The organism is Pantoea sp. BRR-3P (assembly GCF_039621635.1).
Taxonomy (GTDB): Bacteria; Pseudomonadota; Gammaproteobacteria; order Enterobacterales; family Enterobacteriaceae; genus Pantoea; species Pantoea floridensis.
This window is the reverse complement of sequence record NZ_CP155066.1, coordinates 2429831-2450553: the sequence shown is the minus strand read 5'-3', so window position 1 is coordinate 2450553 and position 20723 is coordinate 2429831. Positions and strand designations below refer to the sequence as shown.

The window sequence follows — 20723 nt, the reverse complement described above, 5'->3', positions numbered from 1 at the left end:
TAAAATAGCTGACACTGTCGAAACTAACTGGATTTATTATAGGGAACAAATTCCATAATGATATAAGGGTCTATGATAATTGAATAAAATGGAATATAGATGATTTTAATCAGACAATGCCTTGTTTATTAAGTTAATTTTATTACATTGATTAGAGTGGTAGAAGAGTTTGCAAATATTAAATAGGATTAGCCCTGGAAATGATAGTAATCAGATCCGATGAGATACATTCTTACCCATAAATGTTAATGAGGATTAAAATCGGGAATCAAGCACTAGCGAACCGTTTTGTTCACGCCTCGCCTGTAAAGGTTAATATTTAACCTAAAACGCGTGGCCGCAATGAAAAAAACTCGCTTAAAAGTGGTACTAACCAAACTATCAGGCTAAGTTCAGGCTGGTCTGGAAGGAAGCTAAAATAGCCAAATGATGTCTCAGATAAGCCAAATCACAGCGGGAATTGATGAGGCACCCCGTGTGCCTCATCACAATTAATAAATGGATGGCTGCCCTTCAGGGCGGGTTTTAAAGCGGCGATGTAGCCACATATATTGCTCTGGTGCGAGCAGAACGGTCTCTTCCACCACTTTATTCATTACCGTTGCAGTGTCGAGTTCTGATTCCAGCGAGAATTTATCGCGGATATCCGGCATCATTTTCAGCTCATAGCCACGGCCATTGGGCAGACGTCGTGCCAGAAACGGTACAACACTCGGATTAGCCAGGCGAATCAGCATGTGCGTACCGCTGGTGGTGGCGGCATCCGGCACGGCAAAGAACGGCGCAAATACGCTGCTGCGTGGGCCGTAATCATGATCCGGTGCATACCAGATAATGTCGTTATTCTTCATCGCGCGGATCATGCCCTTCAGATCTTTACGGTCTAGCATACTTTTGTTGGAACGCATACGGCCCCAGGTTTGCAGCCAGTCGAGCAATTTGTTGTCGTTAGGACGATACACGCCAATGCCTGGATTGTGCATACCGAACACGCGCGCGCCCAGTTCAAGCGTCAGAAAGTGCATACCAATCAGAAGAATGCCGCGTTTCTCTGCCAGCGCATGACTAACATGCTCTAAGCCGCTGGTAGCAACCCATTTACGGATGCGCCAGTCCGGCCAGAACCAAGCCATGCCGGTTTCAATGAGGCCCATGCCCACCGATTCAAAATTGTGTTTCACCATGGCCTGGCGTTCATTTGTTGGCATCGCGGGAAAACAGACTTCCAGATTGCGCTGCGCCACTTCTACGCGGCGCTTCATGAAGCGCATCGCAATACGCCCAAGTCCGCAGCCGATAGCATGCAGCACGGGATAGGGCAGCAGCACCAGCACATAGAGAAAACCAATGCCGATCCATGTCGGCCAATAGCGAGGATGAAGGAGTTCACGGGTGAGTTGGGGAAGTTGAGTCATGGAAATGTCAGTATCCTGCGTCTGATGCCAGAGAGTCCGGTTTCTGTAATTGGGTGTGATTATGCCATTTTTTCCTCCTGGCTGAAATCAAGCATAGATGGCGGATCCAAATCCGACAGCAGGTATACGCACGAAAATGCAATTGCAGCGCAGAAAAGCGTGCATTTTGCACGCCGTCAGGCTTTTCTCGCCAACGTTTCGAATCATGCTGAATTCGGGTATGATACGCGCGCTAAATTTCTCTGATTGCTAACAGGACGAACACCATGCCAGTGTTACATAACCTTGTTTCCAATAAAGAGCTGAAGGAACGTATGTTGGCGGAAACCGAACCACGTACCACAGTCTCTTTTTACAAATATTTCCAGATTGCCGACCCCAAAGCGTTCCGTGATGCTCTTTACGTTGAGTTAACCAAACTCAAGGTGTTTGGTCGCGTCTACGTGGCGCACGAAGGCATCAACGCACAGATTAGCGTGCCCGCCAGCCGTTATGAACAAATGAAGGCGACATTGTATGCTTTCGACGCAGCGCTGAATAATCTGCGCATGAATATTGCGTTGGATGATGATGGCAAATCCTTTTGGGTACTGCGTTTGAAAGTACGTGAGCGCATCGTTGCGGACGGCATTGAAGACGCCAGTTTTGATGCCAGCGATGTCGGTGCTTACCTGAAAGCGGCTGACGTCAATGCGATGCTTGATGATCCAGATGCGCTATTTGTGGATATGCGTAACCACTACGAATATGAAGTGGGCCGCTTCGATAACGCCATGGAAGTCCCGGCGGATACCTTCCGCGATCAGCTGCCGATGGCGGTGGATATGTTGCAGGATCGCAAAGATAAGAAGATCGTCATGTATTGCACCGGCGGCATTCGTTGCGAAAAGGCCAGCGCCTGGATGAAACATAACGGCTTCAATGATGTTTATCATATTGAAGGCGGCATTATTGAGTACACGCGCCGCGCGCGTGAGCAGGGTTTACCGGTGCGCTTCAAGGGCAAAAATTTTGTCTTCGATGAGCGCATGGGCGAAAGGATCTCTGACGATATTCTTTCCAGCTGCCACCAGTGCGGTGCGCCTTGCGACAGCCACACCAACTGCGTGAATGATGGCTGCCATCTGCTGTTTATCCAGTGCCCAAGCTGCGCGGAAAAGTATAAAAACTGCTGCAGTCCAATCTGCATGGAAGAGTCAATGCTTTCGCCTGAAGAGCAGCGCGCACGCCGTGCGGGTCGCGAGAACGGTAACAAAGTGTTCAACAAATCGCGTGGTTTGCTGAACATGACAATGGCGATTCCGGCACCCGATAAAAAGTAATCTGACTGCAGCCTGAAGGATTCAGGCTGCATTTCTTACTGGCGCACGCCTTCAACTGAAATAATCAATTCCGCTTTCTGCGCTGCCGGGCCAAGATCTTTGCTGATGTTAAACTCTTTCAGCACAATCTCCCCGCTGGCTTCAAATCCTGCGCGATAGCCGCCCCACGGATCTTTGCCTTCACCAATCAGTTTTGCCTCCAAAGTCACCGGTTTAGTGACGCCATTAAGCGTCAGGTCGCCGGTAACTTTGTATTCTTTGCCCTCTTTCTTCACGCTGGTGGAAGTAAAGGTGGCCTGCGGGAACTTGCCGGTATTGAGGAAATCCGCGCTGCGCAGGTGCTTATCGCGTTCCGCATGATTGGTATCGAGACTATTGGTATTAATCGTAACGTTGACCTTGTCCGCCGACGGATTGGCTTCATCAAAGGTGAAGCTGCCGTCAAAGTCTTTGAAAGTGCCGTATAACCAGCTGTAACCCAAATGCTGAATACGGAACTGGACAAATGCATGCTGGCCTTCCTTATCAAACTTGTAGTCCGCAGCGTTGGCCGTCAGGCTGACGCTCAGTAATCCCGCCGCCGCTACTGCCAATAATGTCTTTTTTAACATGCTACTTTTCCTTTTCAGAGGTTAACGGGATGCGGTAACTCAACATCCTTTTCAATGTCACATCACGGTCGATGAAATGGTGTTTTAGGGCTGCCAACGCATGTAGTGCTGAAAGTAAAATCAGGCTCCAGGCCATCCAAAGATGAATATCGCCGGCAAGGTCGGCCTGCTGAGCGGCACCGCTGAAGAGGGCGGGCACATTGAACCAACCGAATACGGAGATGGGTTTACCCTCTGCGGTAGAGATAAGGTAACCACTCAACAGCAGCACCAGCAGCAATCCGTACAACAAGCCATGTGCAACGCGTGCGGCGCGACGAACTGAGAGGGAGTCACTCCGCAGCGGCTTAGGAGGTGGCGAAAGAAAACGCCAGCCGATGCGCGCGAGTAGCGCAGCAAACAGCAGAAGGCCGATGCCCTTGTGTATTTCTGGTGCATCGTGATACCAGCTGTCGTAATAACCTAATCCGACCATCCACAGGCCTAGCGCAAACATGCCGTAGATAGCCAGCGCCATTAGCCAGTGCAATAAAATCGAAACCATACCGAAATGCTGTGTGGAATTGCGCCACATAATAATTATCCAGCAGGATGAAATAAGTGGTAATGAGCATCTACATTTTGAAATGTAAAATCAATTACCCTTACTTTTCTATAATATTGAAAATAATATTCGGATTATATGAGGGAATATTGAGAAGTTAATCAGGATAATTGAAGGGCTAAATCATAATGCTAGAGTAGCGGTTAAGTCATGTACGAATACGTGTTCTTATGCGGCACAAAAGGTCAATGAGCGTAAGGTAATGTCAGTTTGCTTCAAGAGAGCCAACGCAATGTCCGCGTTGGCTCGATGGCATTAATTAAAACGGTCAAGCGAGAAGGGCTTGATATCGAAAGAGAAGGGTTTTTCCTGGGCAAACTCACTGGCGAGTTCACCGAGCACGCTGGCAAATTTGAAACCATGTCCACTTAAGCCGGTGATGATAAGACGATTTGGTTCACCCGGCAGTGTATCAATAATGAAATCTTCATCCGGCGTATTGTCATAGCTACACGCCTCGCCATGCAAACAGACGCCCACGCCCGGTAAAAACTTGCGCAGGAAGGTAAAGGATTCATTACCATCCACCGCGATGCTGCCAAAGGGCTTACGATCTTCAGGCGTTTGCATCAGCTGGCCGCCGTCGTGACGTCCCACTTTTAGTGCATTGTTATCGGCGGGGAAGCCATAGAAATGGCTGCCATCAATCATCTCAACCGTAAAACCCGGGAACTGGTTGTTCTCGCTGTAGCGACCATCGGCCTGATACCAGGCAAATACTTTGCGTACCGGTGCCACGGGTAAGTCGGCCACTAAATGACTCACCCAAGTACCCGCACTGATCAGTAATTTGCGTGCACGGAAAATCCCATCGCTGGTGGTGACCTGCTGCAGATCGCCATCGCGATCGATATGAGTGACCGGACAGTTAAACAGTTGCGCACAGCCCGCCTGTTCTGCCAGCTGCACCCAACTGCGTACCGCTTGCTCGCATTTGAGAAAACCGGAGTGAGGCTCGAATACGCCGAGGTAGCCGTCGGGTACCGTAAATTGCGGCCAACGCGCGCGCACTTCCTCTGCCTGCAGGATCTCGACAGTCAGCTGCCAGGTTTTCGCGCTTTGTATCACATTTTGAATAAAGGAGGAGGTGTGGGGTGCTAAATTCAGGATGCCGCTGCGATGCATAATGCGTTCACCGCTCTGTCGTTCCAGCTCATCCCATAATGTTTGGGCGCGCAGTACCAGCGGCACGTAACGCTCACCTTCGCCGTACGCATGACGAATTAGACGTGTTTCGCCGTGGTGTGTGCCCTGATTATGCGGTGGGTGGGCGCTATCAATCATTAGCACGGATAAGCCCGCTTGAGTCGCGTAAAAACCGGCGGCAGCACCGACCGAACCGCTTCCCACTACAATCAGATCATAAACCATAACGACATCACTCCAGGCAAAGGGCGAAATTTTTCAACAGCATATCAAAAGATAATGGCCATGAAAAAGGCACCCTGTTGGGTGCCCTTTCACGCGATAGTATAAATTAGTGCTTCTGATTGTCGCGTAGGTATTGCTCTGTGGATTCTATCTTTGCAATGCCAGCTTCGAGTATGGAGATAAACTGTCTGGCCACATCGGTTGTCAGCCAGTAGGTCGGGCCCACGTCAGCTTCTTCTTCTTTCTGACCCTGCGAGGAGAGCGAGTGCAGGCGAATCATCATGGCGTCATAGCTGTCTACGGTGCTGATGTCCCATCCTACCAACGGATGAGTCTGAATGACGTCTTTATTTCTGTCCATTATAACCTCCGTATTACTCGTTAAACGAAGTGCTTCTTGAGGTTCAATGCGGCTTGTATCGTGCACTAGCGAAACAATTATAACATGAATTAGCGTCTTCAATAGTTAAAAGATATGGCGAACTTAAACACAGCAAAAATAAACGCATTTAAAAAGCGAATTTTAACGAATAATAAAATGCCCGCAGAAGAGGGCATTTTATGGGAAATCTAAGGGTGGGGCGTCAAAGATGTTATCGACGTTTATACGCTAAAACTTTAGCCCGAAAAGCACGGCAACTCTATTCGGCAGGCGCTGCAGGAATCAGGCCATGGCGTTTCTGAATCTCTTCGGCCAGCCGGGTAAAATGCTGCTGTAACTGTGCGTCATGGTTCTGGTTTTGCGCTTCAAGCGTCAGATTATGTACCAGCAGCTGATTAGCGCGATCGTCAAGACAAAACGTTAAGCTGGCAAAGGCATTTTCTAATACCGTTAAACGGCGCTGTTGCTCGGCAATGAATGCCAGCAATTCACCAAAGGTCATTGCCTCTTCTGGTTTTTCAGTAGTCATGTAAAACACCTCCTGTAAGCATGACGAGGCAAGAATAGGGGATTGCTTAGCATGAGTCTAGATGCAGGAAGTTTTTCTGGCGAGGGGGAAATAAAAACAAAAAAGCCGGATAGCGAAACCCGGCAAAAACGGCACAGTGGCTGTTAATCGTTATTAAACCAGTCGTCAGCGCTTTCCCAGGTTTCTTGTAGAATATCGGTGATGCGATCGCGTGACGCTTTGCAGCCACCAAAAACGGTGAGCTGATTGCCGCCCGCGTAGCGGACTTTGACGTGGTGATCGTCATCAGGAAAGTCTTGAGTAATGCGGCGTACAAGCTCGATGCTGAGCGCATCCAGGGCACCCGCAGGAAGGGGCTGAGTTTTTGCTACGGTAATTTCAACACGCATAGAAGCCTCCGGAATAATATACTGTTTATTTGTACAGTATATTTATTCCAAAGGCAAGTACCGGTTACTTATTGTTTGATGCGCCAGTGCAGTGTCTCGCCCGCAAGGAAGGGCACCAGCGTATCATCCGCCAGCGCGATACTTTCCTCAACTTGCCACGATTCGCGTACCAGCGTTATTGTCCCTTCGTTGAGGGGCAGACCATAGAAATTCGCACCGTTTTCAGAACAGAAGGCTTCGAAATGCTCCAGCGCGTTCAGCTCCTCAAATACCGTTGCGTACGCAGGCAGTGAGGTTGGCGCATTAAATACGCCGGCACAACCACAGCTCGCCTCTTTCAGGTGACGCAGATGGGGCGCGGTATCGGTACCGAGGAATACGCGGCGATTGCCGCTCGCAACCAGCTTGCGTAGCGCCTCCTGATGAATATTGCGCTTGAGAATCGGCAGGCAATAAAGATGCGGGCGGACGCCGCCTACCAGCATGTGATTACGGTTAAACATCAGATGCTGTGGAGTAATGGTGGCGCCCAGCAAATCGTTGCCTGCGGCCAGATACTCTGCCGCTTCTTGCGTGGTGATATGTTCCATCACGACTTTCAGGGCAGGAAACTGTTGACGCAGCGGCTCAAGCACGGTTTCGATAAAGCGGGCTTCGCGGTCAAAAATATCGATATGCGCATCGGTCACCTCCCCGTGTACCAACATCGGCATGCCAATTTTCTGCATGCGATCGAGCACCTTGGCAATGGAGGCGATGTTCGTCACACCATGACTCGAGTTGGTGGTGGCGTGCGCAGGATAGAGTTTGGCGGCGGTAAAGGTGCCGTCGTGGAAACCGCGTTCAATCTCATCAGGATCGAGCGAATCTGTAAGATAGCAGGTCATTAGCGGAGTAAATGCGTGCTCAGCAGGTAGCGCCGCCAGAATACGTTCGCGATAGGCTACGGCCGCCGCCACGCTAATGACCGGTGGAACCAGATTTGGCATAACGATAGCTCGACCATTCACCGCGCTGGTATAAGGCAGCACGGCGTTAAGCATCGCGCCATCGCGCAGATGGATGTGCCAATCGTCAGGACGGCGAAGGGTAATTTGCTGAGGTTGGGCTGTCATTCAAAGACTCCGGCAGAGAAGAAAACGAAGAGGCGCGTTTAGGCCGGGGAGTAATCATAAGGATGTAGGCAACCGTTTGCACGGGATTTTATTGTGACAAACAAAAACCGCACCCTAAGGTGCGGTTGTGCGACTCAATGGGTAAACGGAATCACCAATTCGCCGGGTTTGACTTCAATACCTTTCGCCAGTTTTTTCGCCAGCGCTTCCGTTTTGCTGCGGTCTTCGCTCAGCACATAGGCCGGCTTCTCGTTAAAGTAGCGCTTTAGAGACTCATTGAGGTAGGGCGTGAGCGTTTTCATAATCGACGCCATTTTCTCTGGCTGCACCTGCGCATCAACAATCTCCATGTCATGCAGATAAATTGCGCCTTCTTGTGCGTTATACACCGGCTGCGCCTTCATCTTCAGCTGCATTTCTGCCTGTTGCGGACCAAACAGCGAGCTGACATTGATATTGGCTTTGCCGGAGAGCGTAATTTTACCGGGCTCTTCACGGCCAATCTGACTGCTCAGATCGCTCAGCACGATGTGTGCGTTTACCAATCCGGAAACGCCAATGTCTTTTTCGAAGTTATTACGCTTTTGCAGCGCCTGATTCACTTCCTGTTCGCTGATGGTGTATTGCGTCAATTGATTACAGCCACTGAGAAGCACGGCCAAAAAGAGGGCCAGCAGCCCGGAAAACGCCTTTTTCATATTGTCCTCATCCTGATCGATACGGCAAAACAGGCGTTAGCCTGCCTGATTCAGCGAGCCGTGTCACCAGGAGAGAGATGAGAAGCGCCGTAGCGCTTCTCTTGCAGCGATAGAGGAGATCGGTTACGGGGGCAAACTAACTGCTGAAAATTGCCGGTGCCACCTGGCGGGGCTGAAATTGCCACCAAAGTGCAAAGAGGGTGATCATGCCGATACTGCTGAGCAACATCCACGGCAGCTCTGGCAATCCCCATTGTTGTCCCATGTCGAACATCCAGCCGCCGCCGGAGTAGCCAATCAGACCACCAATGGCGAGGCCAAGGCGGCTAAAGCCCATATAGCTGCCGCGCGCGCGCGCGCTGGCCAGCGAAGCGCTGAGCGTTTCGCGTGCCGGTTCGGCAATGATCGAGCCGAGATAAAAGAGGGCAATCAGCATAAACAATGACGGCAATGAATCGGTCAAGCCCACCGGTAGCAGGCTGAAGGTCATCAGGCATAAACCCGCCATTAATCGGGTTTCCAGGCGGAAGCGCTTCTCGCTCCAGCGCGCCAGCGGATAGAGTAAGCTCAATGACAACAGCGCCTCAATGGCATACATCCACTTCACCGCCGCCGGCGCACCCGCGACCTGATTCACCATCACCGGCAGCATCAGCATCACCTGCACGGCAAGGATGTAATAGCCTGTCAGCGTAAGAACATACAGGCGGAAACGTTTGTCCTGCCAGACGCGCTGCATGCCCGCCCGCATTGCGATGCGTTCGGTCGAAATACGCCAGGCCGGCAGCCAAATCGCGTTAAACAGGGCGGCACAGACAAACACGCCCGCGCCAACCCAGCAGACTAAACGGAAATCCCACGCCAGCAACCAGCTCCCGATTAACGCGCCAAGTACCGCGCCGGCGCTGTCCTGCATCATCAGCAATGAGAAGAAACGACCGCGTTCACGCGCACGCACCAGCTTCATTACCAGCGCACTGCGCGGTGGGTCGAAGAGCGTTCCCCCCAGACCGGAAAGTAAACAGGCCAGCCACAACAGCCAGGGCTCATGAGCCAGCGCCATGCAGGCAAAGCCCGCCGCACGCATCAACATGCCCGTGACGATCAGCGGACGCGCGCCAAACCGATCAGCAATGGCTCCGCCGAATATGCCGAACCCCTGCTGAACAAACTGACGTAAGCCGAGCGCAATGCCCACCATCAGCGCTGCCCAGCCAAGCTGTTCGACAAAATGTATGGAGATGAGAGGAAATACCACAAAAAAACCCATCACGACCAACATGTTATCCACTAAAAGAAATGTTTTACCGAGGCGTCGTGCCCGCGCAACCCGAGACATGCTAATTCCTAAGCAAATAGAAGCAGAGAAGAGACCAATTGGTCTATATTCCGCCTGCTGAAGGGTTAAAAACAGGTTTCTGAGGATGATATTTTTTCATCGAATCCGCAGAAATATTAATCCTAAATCAGGATGAATCTCCTGGAACGCGTTGCGGGGTTTTACCGCAGGCGGGGCGACGGTTATAGTGAGAAGTATCGCCGCTGGCGTACATCTTTCTTAAGTTATGGATTTCAGGAGTCATGATGTTTGGCTATCGTTCTGCTGGCCCACGCGTGAGCCTCACTACCGATCGCTTAGTGGTCCGTTTAGTACACGAACGCGATGCCTGGCGATTGGCGGATTATTACGCTGAAAATCGCGCGTTTCTTAAGCCCTGGGAGCCAGTGCGCGACGAGAGCCATTGTTATCCTTCGGGTTGGCAGGCCCGCCTTGGGCTAATCGCCGACATGCATAAACAGGGCTCAGCCTACTATTTTGTGCTGATGGACCCAGAAGAGCGCGAAGTGCGTGGCGTGGCTAACTACAGCAATGTGCTGCGCGGTTCGTTCCACGCTTGCTACCTTGGCTATTCGCTAGGAGAGAAATGGCAGGGCCAGGGTCTAATGTATGAAGCGCTCAGCACCACCATTCGTTATATGCAGCGGCAGCAACGCATCCATCGCATCATGGCCAATTATATGCCGCATAATCAACGCAGCGGCGATCTGCTGGCGCGGCTGGGATTTGAAAAAGAGGGCTATGCCAAAGATTACCTGCTAATTGATGGGCGCTGGCAGGATCACGTGTTGACCGCACTGACCTACCGGGAGTGGACCCCGGATCGCCGTGGACAATAAACAAGGATTAACCCAATGAAAATGGCCTTATCCGCGCAGGCGTTGCGCGTGATTGGTTGCCTGCTGGAGAAGCAGGTCACTACACCGGATCAATATCCGCTCTCGCTGAATGGCGTCGTGACCGCCTGCAATCAAAAATCTAACCGTGAACCGGTGCTTAACCTCAGCGAAATGGAAGTGCAGGCACAGCTTGATGAGCTGGTGAAAAAGCATCTGGTGACGGCTAATAATGGCTTTGGGCAGCGCGTGAGTAAGTATGAGCAGCGCTTCTGCAACTCGGCCTTCGGCAATCTGCAACTGAGTCGTGCGGAAGTGGCGGTGTTGACGCTGCTGTTTCTGCGCGGCGCCCAGACGCCAGGTGAGCTGCGCACACGCAGCGGCCGTCTGCATGAGTTCAGCGATATGAACGAAGTAGAGCAGACGCTGAATCAGTTGAGCACGCGGGAAGACGGCCCGATGGTGGTGCGTTTAGCGCGTGAGCCTGGCAAACGCGAAAGCCGTTATATGCACCTGTTCGGCGGCGAGGTGGTGGATGAGCGGGCTACCGCCGACAGCGCTTTGGACAATGACGATCTTGTGGCGCGCGTGGCGCAACTGGAAGAAACGGTTGCTGAGTTACAGTTGCAGCTGGAACAGCTGCTGCAAAAGGAGAACTAATATGACGCTGCGCATTGGCATTGTTGGGTTAGGCGGCATCGCACAAAAAGCGTGGCTGCCGGTGCTGTCACAGGCGAGTAGCTGGCAGCTGGCCGGGGCTTTTTCTCCCAATCAGGCGAAGGCACAACCGATCTGCGACAGCTATCGTATGCCTTACTTTGGCCAACTCGATGCCCTCGCTGCGGCCAGCGATGCGGTGTTTGTACACAGCAGCACCGCGAGCCATTACGATGTCGTCAAAGCACTCTTGCTGGCTGGCAAGGATGTGTGCGTCGATAAACCGTTAGCGGAAACGCTGCAGCAGGCGGAAGCGCTGGTGGCGCTGGCGGACAAACATAAACGCAAGCTGATGGTGGCGTTCAATCGCCGCTTTGCACCGCGCTATCAGCAGCTAAAAGATGAGATGGCGCGCGCTGCTTCACTGCGCATTGAGAAGCATCGGGCAGACAGCGTTGGCCCACACGATCTGCGTTTTACTCTGCTCGACGACTATCTGCACGTGGTCGATACCGCATTGTGGCTGGCTGGCGGTAACCTGAAGCAAGAGTTGGGACATATTGAGACCAACGAGGACGGCGCTATGCTGTATGCCGAGCACCACTTCGCCGCCGGATCGCTACAAATCACCACCAGCATGCATCGTCGTGCCGGCACGCAGCGCGAGGTAGTCAGTGCTATTTGCGATGGCGATTACATTGAAATTAATGAGATGCGAGACTGGCAGCAGGAGAACCGCAGTGGAATCGTGCGTGATGTGCCGCCCGCCTGGCAAAGCCATCTTACCCAGCGCGGTTTCAGCGGCGCGGCACACCATTTCATTCAGTGTGTAGAAAATCAGACGATGCCTGAAACCAGCGGTGAACAAGCACTGGCGGCGTAGCGTCTGGTGGAAAAACTGTGGCGTGATGCCGAACAGGAATAATCCCTTGTAACACTCAATGCTGGTCATTTCCCGCCGCGGCAGTAGACTATCGCCGGACATCACGGGATGTCCGCGCTAAGTCGCTCATTTATCCGACACTTTTCAGGATGCGCCACTCAAAATGAATTTGTTGAAATCGCTGGCTGCGGTCAGTTCGATGACCCTGTTTTCCCGCGTGCTGGGCTTTGCCCGCGATGCCATTGTGGCGCGTGTGTTCGGTGCGGGGATGGCAACCGATGCCTTCTTCGTTGCCTTCAAGCTGCCTAACCTATTACGCCGCATTTTTGCCGAAGGCGCGTTTTCCCAGGCCTTTGTGCCAATCCTTGCAGAATATAAAAGTAAGCAGGGCGAAGATGCTACGCGCGTGTTTGTTGCCTATGTCTCCGGCTTATTAACGCTGGTGCTGGCGGTGGTCACCGTGTTGGGCATGATCGCCGCGCCTTGGGTGATTGTGGTAACCGCACCGGGCTTTGCCGATACGCCGGATAAATTCGCCTTAACCAGCGCGCTGTTGCGTGTGACCTTTCCTTATATTCTGCTGATCTCGCTGGCGTCGCTGGCGGGGGCGATTCTTAATACCTGGAATCGTTTTTCAGTGCCCGCATTTGCACCGACGCTATTGAACATCAGCATGATCGGATTTGCGGTTTTCGCGGCACCGCACTTTCATCCACCGGTGATGGCGCTGGCCTGGGCGGTAGTGGCGGGTGGTGTGCTGCAGCTGTTCTATCAGCTGCCGCACCTGAAGAAGATTGGCATGCTGGTATTGCCGCGCCTTAACTTGCGCGATGCCGGTGTCTGGCGCGTGATGCGCCAAATGGGCCCGGCGATTCTTGGCGTGTCGGTCAGCCAGATTTCACTGATCATCAACACCATTTTTGCCTCCTTTTTGGTATCGGGGTCGGTTTCATGGATGTATTACGCCGATCGCCTGATGGAGTTTCCGTCTGGCGTTTTAGGAGTGGCGCTGGGCACTATTCTGTTGCCCTCGCTGGCGAAGAGTTTTGCCAGCGGCAATCAGGAAGAGTATTCACGCCTGATGGATTGGGGCTTACGTCTTTGTTTCCTGCTGGCTCTGCCGAGCGCGGTGGCCTTGGGGATTTTGTCCGGTCCGCTCACCGTGGCGCTGTTCCAGTACGGGAAATTTACCGCCTTTGATGCCTTAATGACGCAGCGCGCGTTAATTGCTTATTCGGTGGGGTTGATGGGGCTGATTGTGGTGAAAGTGCTGGCGCCGGGATTCTACTCACGTCAGGACATCAAAACGCCGGTGAAAATTGCCATAGTGACGCTGATTATCACACAGTTGATGAACCTGGCGTTTATCGGACCGCTGAAACACGCCGGTTTATCCTTGTCGATCGGTCTGGCCGCTTGCCTGAATGCCGCGCTGCTTTACTGGCAGCTGCGAAAGCAGGATATCTTCCAGCCGCAGCCTGGCTGGTTCAGTTTCCTGACGCGTTTGCTGATTGCGGTGGTGGTAATGGCCGTAGCGCTGCTGGGCATTTTGCAGGTGATGCCGTCATGGGAAGAGGGGCAAATGTGGTGGCGGCTGCTTCGCCTGGCGGCAGTGTGCGGCATCGGCGGCGGGGCCTATTTCGTCATGCTCGGGCTGCTTGGCTTCCGTCCCCGCGATTTCGCCCGCCGTACGATGGCATAAAAAAATCCCGCCGCGGCGGGATTTTTTATTGATTACCCTTTACGACTCAGCGTCGCTTGACCCTTGCCTAAGCCATCGGGGCCGTAAAATGCCTGGGTTTGATGCGGGCGCAACACGGCCAATGCTTCATTTGTGAAGCCAATCTGATGCTGCAGCAGAATCCCATTATGCATATTGGTATCGCGCAGGCGGCGTGTATGCTGCTGAATGCGCATCCAGCGACTTTCGCGATCGCTGTGATCACCATAGGGCGCCTGCGTACCGAGACTTTTCTCGGTGGTGCGGCGCATGTCGTCCAGATAATTCAACGTGGTCAGCAGCGCACTTTTGTCTTCAGAGATGCGCTGTAGCATGTTGCCATTAACCTGACCGGCAGAAAGTTGCTGTTGTTCTTCATCCATTACTACGGCGAGTGACGCCAGCACATCCTGCATTTTGTCTAAGGTGATCAGCAGATTGTCCATTGGGATCAGTTACCCTCTAAATACGCCTTGGTATCGGCGATCAGCGCGTCGGCGATCTTACCGGTATCCATTTTCAGTTCGCCATTACGAATGGCCGTTTTCAGCTGCTCAACGCGCGCTGTATTAATGTCCTGGCTGCCGGGCTGCATCAGCTGCGCCTGCGCAGTACTCAACTTCACTGCCGCGCCGCTTTCGCTGGTGGTGCTGGCGGTTGGCGTGGCGCTTTGGCGCACTTTCGCGCTGTTATCGTTGGTATCGCGTGTCTGTACAGTGCTAACCGGATTCAAAGGTTGCGTTCTGTCGATGCTCATTGTGTGGCTCCTGTAAGGTCAGTTGGGGGTCAGTCAACTGAGTCAGCATAGGGTAATGTCTTTGTTGATATCTCTATCGGCAGAACAGCAGGGTTCTTTAACGCTTTATAGCGATATCAGAATATTCCCATCCGCGTCGACGCGACCACTGACAACCTGACCATTTCCCATACGCACACGCACCATTTGCGCTGCGCTAGCGTTGTTCAGCGCACGTCCTTCGCTACTGGCATTAAACCCATTTCCACTGGCGACTACCATCACATTTTGACCTGCTTTCACGCGCCATGCCTGGCGCAGCATGGAGGCCGTCACGGCTTGTCCCGGCGGAATATCACGCAAGGCAATGGCATCCGTTACGCCGCTACTGTCGATCAGCGCGCGCGCCGGCAGCTCATCAAGGCGACCGGTTTCCAATCTGAAGTCATCTGGGCTGAGTGTGCTGCCACGCGCCACCTGACGACTAGCGACTAAATATTGTCCAGTGACCTGCACCTGCACCTGCAAGAAACGACGATTTTGATCGCAGTTGGCCGCAATGCTGATGTTGCCCCACTGGCGGCTATTGCCCGGAAGCTGTAATTCGGGGGTATCGCAGGTGGGCCACTGTGACGGCGGCGTGCGCACCACCACGCTCATACCCGCGGCATGTTGCGGATCGCGGGCTTTAAAAAATTGTGTCAACTGAGCATTAAGATCCGCCGCGTGACTGGGTAGCGCCAGTGCCAGCCAAAGTGTGGTGAGCAAGGTGGAATATCTGCGCATAACGCCTCCTGACGAGAAGATGGCACTGAGTCTACGCCTCGCGCAAAAAAATCAATGTCAAAAATAGCCGTCATTTTTGCTGCTATTCAGACGATCACCCTTGCTTTTGTCCACTTAAGCTGTCAGCTCGAAATTCTCATTCGCGGAGGAAGCATGCTCGACAAACTCGATGCCGCGCTGCGATTTGGTACAGAAGCGTTAAACCTACGTGCTCAGCGTCAGGAGATCCTGGCGTCAAACATTGCCAACGCCGATACCCCGGGTTACCAGGCGCGGGATATCGACTTTGCCAGCCAGCTGAGCAAGGTGATGCAAAACGGTCGCGCGGAAGGCAGCAGTCTGGCGCTGAAGGTGACGTCCTCACGCCACATTGAAGCGCAAACCAATTCTCAGCCATCGCTGGATCTGATGTACCGCATTCCCGATCAACCCGCCGCGGATGGCAACACCGTGGATATGGATCGCGAGCGTACGCAGTTTGCTGATAACAGCCTGAAATACCAAACCGATCTCACCCTCATCAGTAGCCAGATCAAAGGCATGATGAACGTTCTGCAGGGGCAATAAGCATGGCATTGCTGAATATTTTTGATATCGCCGGCTCGGCGATGACAGCGCAATCGCAGCGCCTCAACGTCAGCGCCAGTAACCTGGCCAACGCCGATAGCGTAACCGGTCCTGATGGCCAGCCTTATATCGCAAAGCAGGTGATTTTCCAGACCGATGCCGCACAGGGCGCAGCCACTGGCGGCGTCAAAGTGGCTGGCGTGGTTAACGATCCCACCCCGGCCAAACTGGTGTATGACCCAGGCAATCCGATGGCCGATCAGAAGGGCTACGTCAAAATGCCTAACGTTGATGTGGTCGCCGAAACCGTTAACACCATGTCTGCGTCGCGCAGCTATCAGGCCAACGTCGAAGTGCTGAACACGGTGAAGTCAATGATGATGAAAACCCTCACCATGGGTCAGTAACGGAGAACGATTATGAGCGTAGCAGTAGGGATTAAAGACAACCTGGACCCCACGGTACTGACGTCCAGCAGCGCGTCGAGTGGTAACACCTCGGCGGACTTGCAGAATCAGTTTCTGAATATGCTGGTGGCGCAGCTGAAAAATCAGGATCCCACCAATCCAATGGATAACAGCCAGCTCACAACGCAGCTGGCGCAGATCAACACCCTAAGCGGAATTGAGAAACTGAACACCACGTTAGGGTCGATTTCCGGTCAAATCACCACCAGCCAGTCGCTGCAGAGTTCCACACTGATTGGGCATGGCGTGATGATCAACGGTTCGCAGGTGTTGGTGGGCAGCGGTACGACCACGCCATTTGGCGTTGAGCTGGCAACAGCTTCCACCGCCACCAGCGTCACGATTAAAGACAGCAATGGCACCACCGTGCGTACCATCGATCTCGGCAAGCTGAGTGCAGGCGTTCACACCTTCTCGTGGGACGGCAAACTGGATGATGGCTCGACCGCCGCAGATGGCAAATATTCTGTATCACTCGCCGCCAGCAATGGCAGCACCCAACTGGTGGCGCAGCCGCTGAACTATGCCTATGTCAATGGCGTCAGCACCACCGATAACACCACGAAACTGGATCTCGGCACCATGGGCTCCGCGACCCTCGATGAAATTCGTCAGATTCTCTGATTAACCTTTTAGCAGGAGAGATTACATGTCTTTTTCACAAGCGGTGAGCGGCCTGAATGCTGCTTCCAGCAACCTGGATGTGATTGGTAACAACATTGCCAACTCCGCCACAGCCGGATTCAAATCCAGCACCATCGCCTTTGCCGATATGTTTGCCGGTTCAAACGTTGGTCTCGGTACCAAAGTGGCAGCGGTAATCCAGAACTTTGGTGATGGCAGCACCACCTCGACCAGCCGTGGGCTGGACGTGGCACTGAGCGGCAACGGCTTCTTCCGTATGACCGACGCCAGCGGCGGCGTGTTCTATTCACGTAACGGCCAGTTCACGCTGGATGCAAACCGTAATCTGGTGAATACCCAGGGCCTGAACGTAACCGGCTATCCAGCCAGCGGTACGCCACCAACCATTCAGAGCGGCGCTAACCCGGTTGCCCTGAGCATCCCCACCACGCAGATGGGCGCACGCGCGACCACCACGGCGACCCAGGTGGCGAACCTTAACTCCACCAGCACCGTGCCGACCGTCACTACGTTTGATGCCTCCAATGTTGATAGCTACAACGCGAAAACCACCATGACGGTGTATGACACGCAGGGTAACGATCACCAGCTGGATATGTATTACATCAAAACGGCGGATAACACCTGGACCGTGCATATCATGGATTCCACCACCGGCAAGCAGATTGGCAACGCCGATCCTGATGATGGTTTGGGTTTCCAGATGAAATTCAATGCCAGCGGTACGCTGACTAGCGTATCCAAAATGGTTGATGATCCCCTTAACCCTGGCACCGCGATCCCATCTACCACGGCAACCAGTCCATCACTGGCCAATCTGGTTGTAGGTGGCACCAACGGTGCGGATGGCATGAATATCAGCCTGAGCATGTTGGGTAGCCTGCAGCAGAACACCGGCACCAGCACTTTCGGTAACCCAACGCAGGATGGTTACCAGCCAGGCGACCTGACCAGCTACACCATCAACGATGATGGCACCATCACCGGCACCTACTCCAACCAGAAAACCCAGCTGCTGGGGCAGATCGTGCTGGCGAGCTTCTCTAACCCGGAAGGTCTGAAATCTGAAGGTGACAACGTTTGGTCCGCAACCAGCTCGTCAGGTCAGGCGGCCGTTGGTCTGGCAGGCACCGGTACCTACGGCAACCTGACTTCAGGTGCGCTGGAAGCATCGAACGTCGACATGAGTAAAGAACTGGTGAACATGATCGTTGCGCAGCGTAACTATCAGGCTAACAGCCAAACCATCAAAACTCAGGACCAGATTCTCAACACCCTGGTTAACTTACGTTAATTCGCTAACGGGATTGCTTTATGGATCACGCAATATATACCGCGATGGGCGCGGCGAGTCAGACGATGGACCAGCAATCGGTGACCGCCAGCAACCTCGCCAACGCTTCAACGCCGGGCTTTCGTGCTCAGCTCAACGCGTTGCGCGCGGTGCCGGTCAACGGTTGGTCGCTGCCAACGCGTACCCTGGTTGCCGCTTCAACGCCGGGCGCTGATATGACGCCAGGTACCATGGACAACACTGGCCGTACGCTGGATGTAGCGGTACAGCAAGATGGCTGGCTGGCGGTGCGTACCGCTGACGGTGCCGAAGCCTATACCCGCAACGGCAACATGCAGATAAGCGCTACCGGTATTTTGACCATTCAGGGCAATCCCGTCATGGGCGATGGCGGTCCAATCGCCATTCCGCAAGGGGCGGAGCTGACCATCGCGGCCGACGGCACCATTACTTCGCGTAATGCAGGGGATGCGCCCAACGCCACGGTGCAAATTGGCAAGCTGAAACTGGTTCGTGCCACAGGTAAAGAGTTACAGCGCGGTGACGACGGTATGTTCCGTCCAACCCAGCAAGCACAGGCTACGCGCGGCGCCGCGCTGGCGAACGATGCCTCGGTGACCGTCATGCCCGGCGTGCTGGAAGGCAGTAACGTCAAACCCGTGGAAACCATGGTCGATATGATCGCCAACGCCCGACGTTTTGAGATGCAGATGAAAGTGATCTCTAACGTTGATGAAAACGAACAAAAAGCCAACCAGCTGCTCAACATGAGCAGCTAAGGCGTAAGGAAAACACCATGATTCGTTCTTTATGGATCGCGAAAACCGGTCTTGACGCTCAGCAAACCAATATGGACGTCATCTCCAACAACCTCGCGAACGTTAGCACCAACGGCTTTAAACGTTCGCGCGCGGTATTCGAAGATTTGATGTACCAAACGCTGCGCCAGCCGGGTACGCAGTCGTCGGAGCAAACCACGCTGCCGTCGGGCCTGCAGATCGGTACCGGTGTGCGTCCAGTCACCACCGAGCGTCTGCATCAGCAGGGTAACCTGTCGCAGACCAGCAACTCGAAAGACGTGGCCATCAACGGCCAGGGTTATTTTGAAGTGCAGATGCCGGACGGCACCTCGGCGTATACCCGCGATGGTTCTTTCCAGGTTGACCAAAACGGACAGCTGGTGACGAATGCCGGTTACCCGGTGCAGCCAGGCATCACCATCCCGGCTAACGCCACCAGCATCACCATTTCGCGTGACGGTGTCGTGAGCGTGACGCAACAGGGCCAAACCAACCCGGCGCAGGTGGGACAGCTGACGCTGAGCACCTTCATGAATGATGCGGGCTTAAATAGCCAGGGCGAAAACCTTTATCAGGAAACGCAGGCATCGGGTGCGGCCACGCAGAGTACGCCGGGCCAAAACGGTGCCGGTCTGCTGTATCAGGGTTATGTCGAAACCTCAAACGTCAACGTGGCGGAAGAGTTGGTGACCATGATTCAGACGCAGCGCGCTTACGAAATTAACAGCAAAGCGATCAGTACCTCCGATCAGATGCTGGCGAAGTTAACCCAGATTTAATCCTGGTATCGTTGGGTCGGCTTTGCTGGCCCGATTAAGAACATGAAAAAGGTCATAACTCCGTGGCGAAGCAAGTGATTCTCAAGCCTGGTCATTGGTTAGTAGCCACATTGCTACTGACGCTTAACGGTTGTGCGCTGGTTCCGCGCACGCCGCTGGTACAAGGATCGACAACGGCAGAGCCGACGCCATCCGCACCGCCAGTGGTGAACGGTTCTATTTTCCAGGGCGTCGCACCGCTGAACTACGGCTATCAGCCGCTGTTTGAGGATCGCCGTCCACGCAACATTGGCGACACATTGACGATCACCTTGCAGGAAAACGTCAGCGCCAGCAAAAGTTCTTCCGCCAACGCCAGCCGCGATGGCAGCAACAGTTTCGGCGTCACGGGCGTGCCAACCGGCCTGAGTGGTTTGGTGGGTGCGGGCGGCGAAAAAGCCACGCTTGATGCGAATGGCAAAAATGACTTCGCAGGTAAAGGTGGCGCCACGGCGAATAACACCTTTACCGGCACTATCACCGTCACCGTGAATCAGGTGCTGTCAAACGGCAACCTGCGCGTGGTGGGTGAGAAACAGATCGAAATTAACCAGGGCACGGAATTTATCCGCTTCTCTGGCGTGGTTAACCCGCGCACCATCAGCGCCAGCAACGCCGTGTTGTCAACGCAGGTGGCCGATGCACGTATTGAGTACGTCGGAAATGGTTATATCAATGAAGCGCAGACGATGGGCTGGTTCCAACGCTTCTTCCTGAACGTCTCGCCGATGTAAGAGGT

At 53.5% G+C, this 20723-nt stretch carries 25 protein-coding genes; 12 read left to right on the top strand and 13 right to left on the bottom strand.

Annotated elements, in window-relative coordinates; genetic code table 11:
• Positions 1 to 491 precede the first annotated feature (491 nt).
• A complete protein-coding gene (locus AAGR08_RS11395) occupies positions 492 to 1415 on the bottom strand; it encodes a Kdo(2)-lipid IV(A) acyltransferase (RefSeq protein ID WP_097094285.1) in 924 nt (307 codons plus the stop codon).
• 266 nt (positions 1416 to 1681) lie between these two features.
• On the opposite strand from AAGR08_RS11395, the gene AAGR08_RS11390 reads away from it, so the two are divergent.
• The gene (locus tag AAGR08_RS11390) at positions 1682 to 2737 is read left to right on the top strand and encodes a rhodanese-related sulfurtransferase (protein WP_097094283.1); all 1056 of its coding nucleotides are present in this window, start codon (positions 1682 to 1684) and stop codon (positions 2735 to 2737) included.
• 35 nt (positions 2738 to 2772) lie between these two features.
• On the opposite strand, the gene AAGR08_RS11385 is transcribed toward AAGR08_RS11390, so the two are convergent.
• The 9 genes from AAGR08_RS11385 to mdtH all read right to left on the bottom strand — a co-directional run bounded on the left by AAGR08_RS11385 (position 2773) and on the right by mdtH (position 9775).
• Complete coding sequence (locus AAGR08_RS11385; RefSeq protein ID WP_345826896.1) at positions 2773 to 3348, bottom strand: YceI family protein; 576 nt, start codon at positions 3346 to 3348, stop codon at positions 2773 to 2775.
• A gap of 1 nt (position 3349) precedes the next feature.
• On the bottom strand, positions 3350 to 3925 hold the full coding sequence (locus tag AAGR08_RS11380) for a cytochrome b (RefSeq protein WP_345829902.1): 576 nt from the start codon (positions 3923 to 3925) through the stop codon (positions 3350 to 3352).
• Between the two features lie 282 nt (positions 3926 to 4207).
• Complete coding sequence (solA, locus tag AAGR08_RS11375; RefSeq protein WP_345826895.1) at positions 4208 to 5323, bottom strand: N-methyl-L-tryptophan oxidase; 1116 nt, start codon at positions 5321 to 5323, stop codon at positions 4208 to 4210.
• Between the two features lie 106 nt (positions 5324 to 5429).
• Positions 5430 to 5684 carry a biofilm formation regulator BssS gene (gene bssS, locus AAGR08_RS11370; protein WP_097094279.1) on the bottom strand — a complete coding sequence of 85 codons (255 nt, stop codon included), beginning with the start codon at positions 5682 to 5684 and terminating at the stop codon, positions 5430 to 5432.
• A 280-nt stretch (positions 5685 to 5964) separates the two neighbouring features.
• Entirely contained in the window at positions 5965 to 6234 is a 270-nt protein-coding gene (locus tag AAGR08_RS11365) for a hypothetical protein (RefSeq protein WP_097094278.1), read from the bottom strand.
• 143 nt (positions 6235 to 6377) lie between these two features.
• Positions 6378 to 6623, bottom strand: coding sequence for a DNA damage-inducible protein I (gene dinI, locus AAGR08_RS11360; RefSeq protein WP_097094277.1), 246 nt, complete (start codon positions 6621 to 6623; stop codon positions 6378 to 6380).
• Positions 6624 to 6691: 68 nt separating this feature from the next.
• Positions 6692 to 7738 (bottom strand): dihydroorotase, encoded by a 1047-nt coding sequence (gene pyrC / locus AAGR08_RS11355; protein ID WP_345826894.1) that lies wholly within the window; start codon positions 7736 to 7738, stop codon positions 6692 to 6694.
• A gap of 134 nt (positions 7739 to 7872) precedes the next feature.
• A complete protein-coding gene (locus AAGR08_RS11350; RefSeq protein WP_097094275.1) occupies positions 7873 to 8436 on the bottom strand; it encodes a lipoprotein in 564 nt (187 codons plus the stop codon).
• A gap of 136 nt (positions 8437 to 8572) precedes the next feature.
• Positions 8573 to 9775, bottom strand: coding sequence for a multidrug efflux MFS transporter MdtH (mdtH, locus tag AAGR08_RS11345; protein ID WP_345826893.1), 1203 nt, complete (start codon positions 9773 to 9775; stop codon positions 8573 to 8575).
• A gap of 245 nt (positions 9776 to 10020) precedes the next feature.
• Here mdtH and rimJ point away from each other — a divergent pair, with 245 nt between their 5' ends.
• The 4 genes from rimJ (at position 10021) to murJ (ending at position 13853) form a co-directional block, all read left to right on the top strand.
• Positions 10021 to 10614 carry a ribosomal protein S5-alanine N-acetyltransferase gene (gene rimJ, locus AAGR08_RS11340; protein ID WP_097094273.1) on the top strand — a complete coding sequence of 198 codons (594 nt, stop codon included), beginning with the start codon at positions 10021 to 10023 and terminating at the stop codon, positions 10612 to 10614.
• A gap of 15 nt (positions 10615 to 10629) precedes the next feature.
• Positions 10630 to 11271, top strand: a complete 642-nt coding sequence (locus tag AAGR08_RS11335; RefSeq protein WP_345826892.1) for a DUF480 domain-containing protein — start codon at positions 10630 to 10632, stop codon at positions 11269 to 11271.
• A gap of 1 nt (position 11272) precedes the next feature.
• On the top strand, positions 11273 to 12151 hold the full coding sequence (locus AAGR08_RS11330; protein WP_345826891.1) for a Gfo/Idh/MocA family oxidoreductase: 879 nt from the start codon (positions 11273 to 11275) through the stop codon (positions 12149 to 12151).
• 163 nt (positions 12152 to 12314) lie between these two features.
• A complete protein-coding gene (murJ, locus tag AAGR08_RS11325) occupies positions 12315 to 13853 on the top strand; it encodes a murein biosynthesis integral membrane protein MurJ (protein WP_345826890.1) in 1539 nt (512 codons plus the stop codon).
• Positions 13854 to 13885: 32 nt separating this feature from the next.
• On the opposite strand, the gene flgN is transcribed toward murJ, so the two are convergent.
• From flgN to flgA, 3 genes are all read right to left on the bottom strand, one after another.
• Complete coding sequence (flgN, locus tag AAGR08_RS11320) at positions 13886 to 14317, bottom strand: flagellar export chaperone FlgN (RefSeq protein ID WP_345826889.1); 432 nt, start codon at positions 14315 to 14317, stop codon at positions 13886 to 13888.
• Positions 14318 to 14322: 5 nt separating this feature from the next.
• Positions 14323 to 14628, bottom strand: coding sequence for a flagellar biosynthesis anti-sigma factor FlgM (gene flgM / locus AAGR08_RS11315; protein WP_345826888.1), 306 nt, complete (start codon positions 14626 to 14628; stop codon positions 14323 to 14325).
• A gap of 105 nt (positions 14629 to 14733) precedes the next feature.
• Positions 14734 to 15393, bottom strand: coding sequence for a flagellar basal body P-ring formation chaperone FlgA (flgA, locus tag AAGR08_RS11310; RefSeq protein WP_097094267.1), 660 nt, complete (start codon positions 15391 to 15393; stop codon positions 14734 to 14736).
• Between the two features lie 153 nt (positions 15394 to 15546).
• Here flgA and flgB point away from each other — a divergent pair, with 153 nt between their 5' ends.
• From flgB to AAGR08_RS11275, 7 genes are all read left to right on the top strand, one after another.
• Positions 15547 to 15960, top strand: a complete 414-nt coding sequence (gene flgB, locus AAGR08_RS11305) for a flagellar basal body rod protein FlgB (RefSeq protein ID WP_097094266.1) — start codon at positions 15547 to 15549, stop codon at positions 15958 to 15960.
• Between the two features lie 2 nt (positions 15961 to 15962).
• The gene (flgC, locus tag AAGR08_RS11300) at positions 15963 to 16367 is read left to right on the top strand and encodes a flagellar basal body rod protein FlgC (RefSeq protein ID WP_097094265.1); all 405 of its coding nucleotides are present in this window, start codon (positions 15963 to 15965) and stop codon (positions 16365 to 16367) included.
• Positions 16368 to 16379: 12 nt separating this feature from the next.
• Positions 16380 to 17051, top strand: a complete 672-nt coding sequence (gene flgD / locus AAGR08_RS11295) for a flagellar hook assembly protein FlgD (protein WP_097094264.1) — start codon at positions 16380 to 16382, stop codon at positions 17049 to 17051.
• A gap of 25 nt (positions 17052 to 17076) precedes the next feature.
• Positions 17077 to 18366: a flagellar hook protein FlgE gene (flgE, locus tag AAGR08_RS11290; RefSeq protein WP_097094263.1), complete on the top strand. Its 1290-nt coding sequence runs from the start codon at positions 17077 to 17079 to the stop codon at positions 18364 to 18366.
• A 20-nt stretch (positions 18367 to 18386) separates the two neighbouring features.
• Positions 18387 to 19145, top strand: a complete 759-nt coding sequence (locus tag AAGR08_RS11285; protein WP_097094262.1) for a flagellar basal body rod protein FlgF — start codon at positions 18387 to 18389, stop codon at positions 19143 to 19145.
• A 17-nt stretch (positions 19146 to 19162) separates the two neighbouring features.
• Positions 19163 to 19945, top strand: coding sequence for a flagellar basal-body rod protein FlgG (gene flgG, locus AAGR08_RS11280; protein WP_097094261.1), 783 nt, complete (start codon positions 19163 to 19165; stop codon positions 19943 to 19945).
• Positions 19946 to 20007: 62 nt separating this feature from the next.
• Entirely contained in the window at positions 20008 to 20718 is a 711-nt protein-coding gene (locus AAGR08_RS11275; protein WP_097094260.1) for a flagellar basal body L-ring protein FlgH, read from the top strand.
• The last annotated feature ends 5 nt before the right edge of the window (positions 20719 to 20723 follow it).

Coding starts and splice junctions, on each gene's coding strand:
- mdtH (WP_345826893.1), bottom strand. CDS start 9,775: ATGTCTCGGGTTGCGCGGGCACGACGCCTCGGTAAAACATTTCTTTTA.
- flgC (WP_097094265.1), top strand. CDS start 15,963: ATGGCATTGCTGAATATTTTTGATATCGCCGGCTCGGCGATGACAGCG.
- rimJ (WP_097094273.1), top strand. CDS start 10,021: ATGTTTGGCTATCGTTCTGCTGGCCCACGCGTGAGCCTCACTACCGAT.
- flgD (WP_097094264.1), top strand. CDS start 16,380: ATGAGCGTAGCAGTAGGGATTAAAGACAACCTGGACCCCACGGTACTG.
- flgM (WP_345826888.1), bottom strand. CDS start 14,628: ATGAGCATCGACAGAACGCAACCTTTGAATCCGGTTAGCACTGTACAG.
- flgG (WP_097094261.1), top strand. CDS start 19,163: ATGATTCGTTCTTTATGGATCGCGAAAACCGGTCTTGACGCTCAGCAA.
- solA (WP_345826895.1), bottom strand. CDS start 5,323: ATGGTTTATGATCTGATTGTAGTGGGAAGCGGTTCGGTCGGTGCTGCC.
- AAGR08_RS11395 (WP_097094285.1), bottom strand. CDS start 1,415: ATGACTCAACTTCCCCAACTCACCCGTGAACTCCTTCATCCTCGCTAT.
- AAGR08_RS11335 (WP_345826892.1), top strand. CDS start 10,630: ATGAAAATGGCCTTATCCGCGCAGGCGTTGCGCGTGATTGGTTGCCTG.
- flgA (WP_097094267.1), bottom strand. CDS start 15,393: ATGCGCAGATATTCCACCTTGCTCACCACACTTTGGCTGGCACTGGCG.
- AAGR08_RS11285 (WP_097094262.1), top strand. CDS start 18,387: ATGGATCACGCAATATATACCGCGATGGGCGCGGCGAGTCAGACGATG.
- flgN (WP_345826889.1), bottom strand. CDS start 14,317: ATGGACAATCTGCTGATCACCTTAGACAAAATGCAGGATGTGCTGGCG.
- AAGR08_RS11350 (WP_097094275.1), bottom strand. CDS start 8,436: ATGAAAAAGGCGTTTTCCGGGCTGCTGGCCCTCTTTTTGGCCGTGCTT.
- flgE (WP_097094263.1), top strand. CDS start 17,077: ATGTCTTTTTCACAAGCGGTGAGCGGCCTGAATGCTGCTTCCAGCAAC.
- AAGR08_RS11385 (WP_345826896.1), bottom strand. CDS start 3,348: ATGTTAAAAAAGACATTATTGGCAGTAGCGGCGGCGGGATTACTGAGC.
- pyrC (WP_345826894.1), bottom strand. CDS start 7,738: ATGACAGCCCAACCTCAGCAAATTACCCTTCGCCGTCCTGACGATTGG.
- murJ (WP_345826890.1), top strand. CDS start 12,315: ATGAATTTGTTGAAATCGCTGGCTGCGGTCAGTTCGATGACCCTGTTT.
- bssS (WP_097094279.1), bottom strand. CDS start 5,684: ATGGACAGAAATAAAGACGTCATTCAGACTCATCCGTTGGTAGGATGG.
- flgB (WP_097094266.1), top strand. CDS start 15,547: ATGCTCGACAAACTCGATGCCGCGCTGCGATTTGGTACAGAAGCGTTA.
- dinI (WP_097094277.1), bottom strand. CDS start 6,623: ATGCGTGTTGAAATTACCGTAGCAAAAACTCAGCCCCTTCCTGCGGGT.
- AAGR08_RS11330 (WP_345826891.1), top strand. CDS start 11,273: ATGACGCTGCGCATTGGCATTGTTGGGTTAGGCGGCATCGCACAAAAA.
- AAGR08_RS11365 (WP_097094278.1), bottom strand. CDS start 6,234: ATGACTACTGAAAAACCAGAAGAGGCAATGACCTTTGGTGAATTGCTG.
- AAGR08_RS11390 (WP_097094283.1), top strand. CDS start 1,682: ATGCCAGTGTTACATAACCTTGTTTCCAATAAAGAGCTGAAGGAACGT.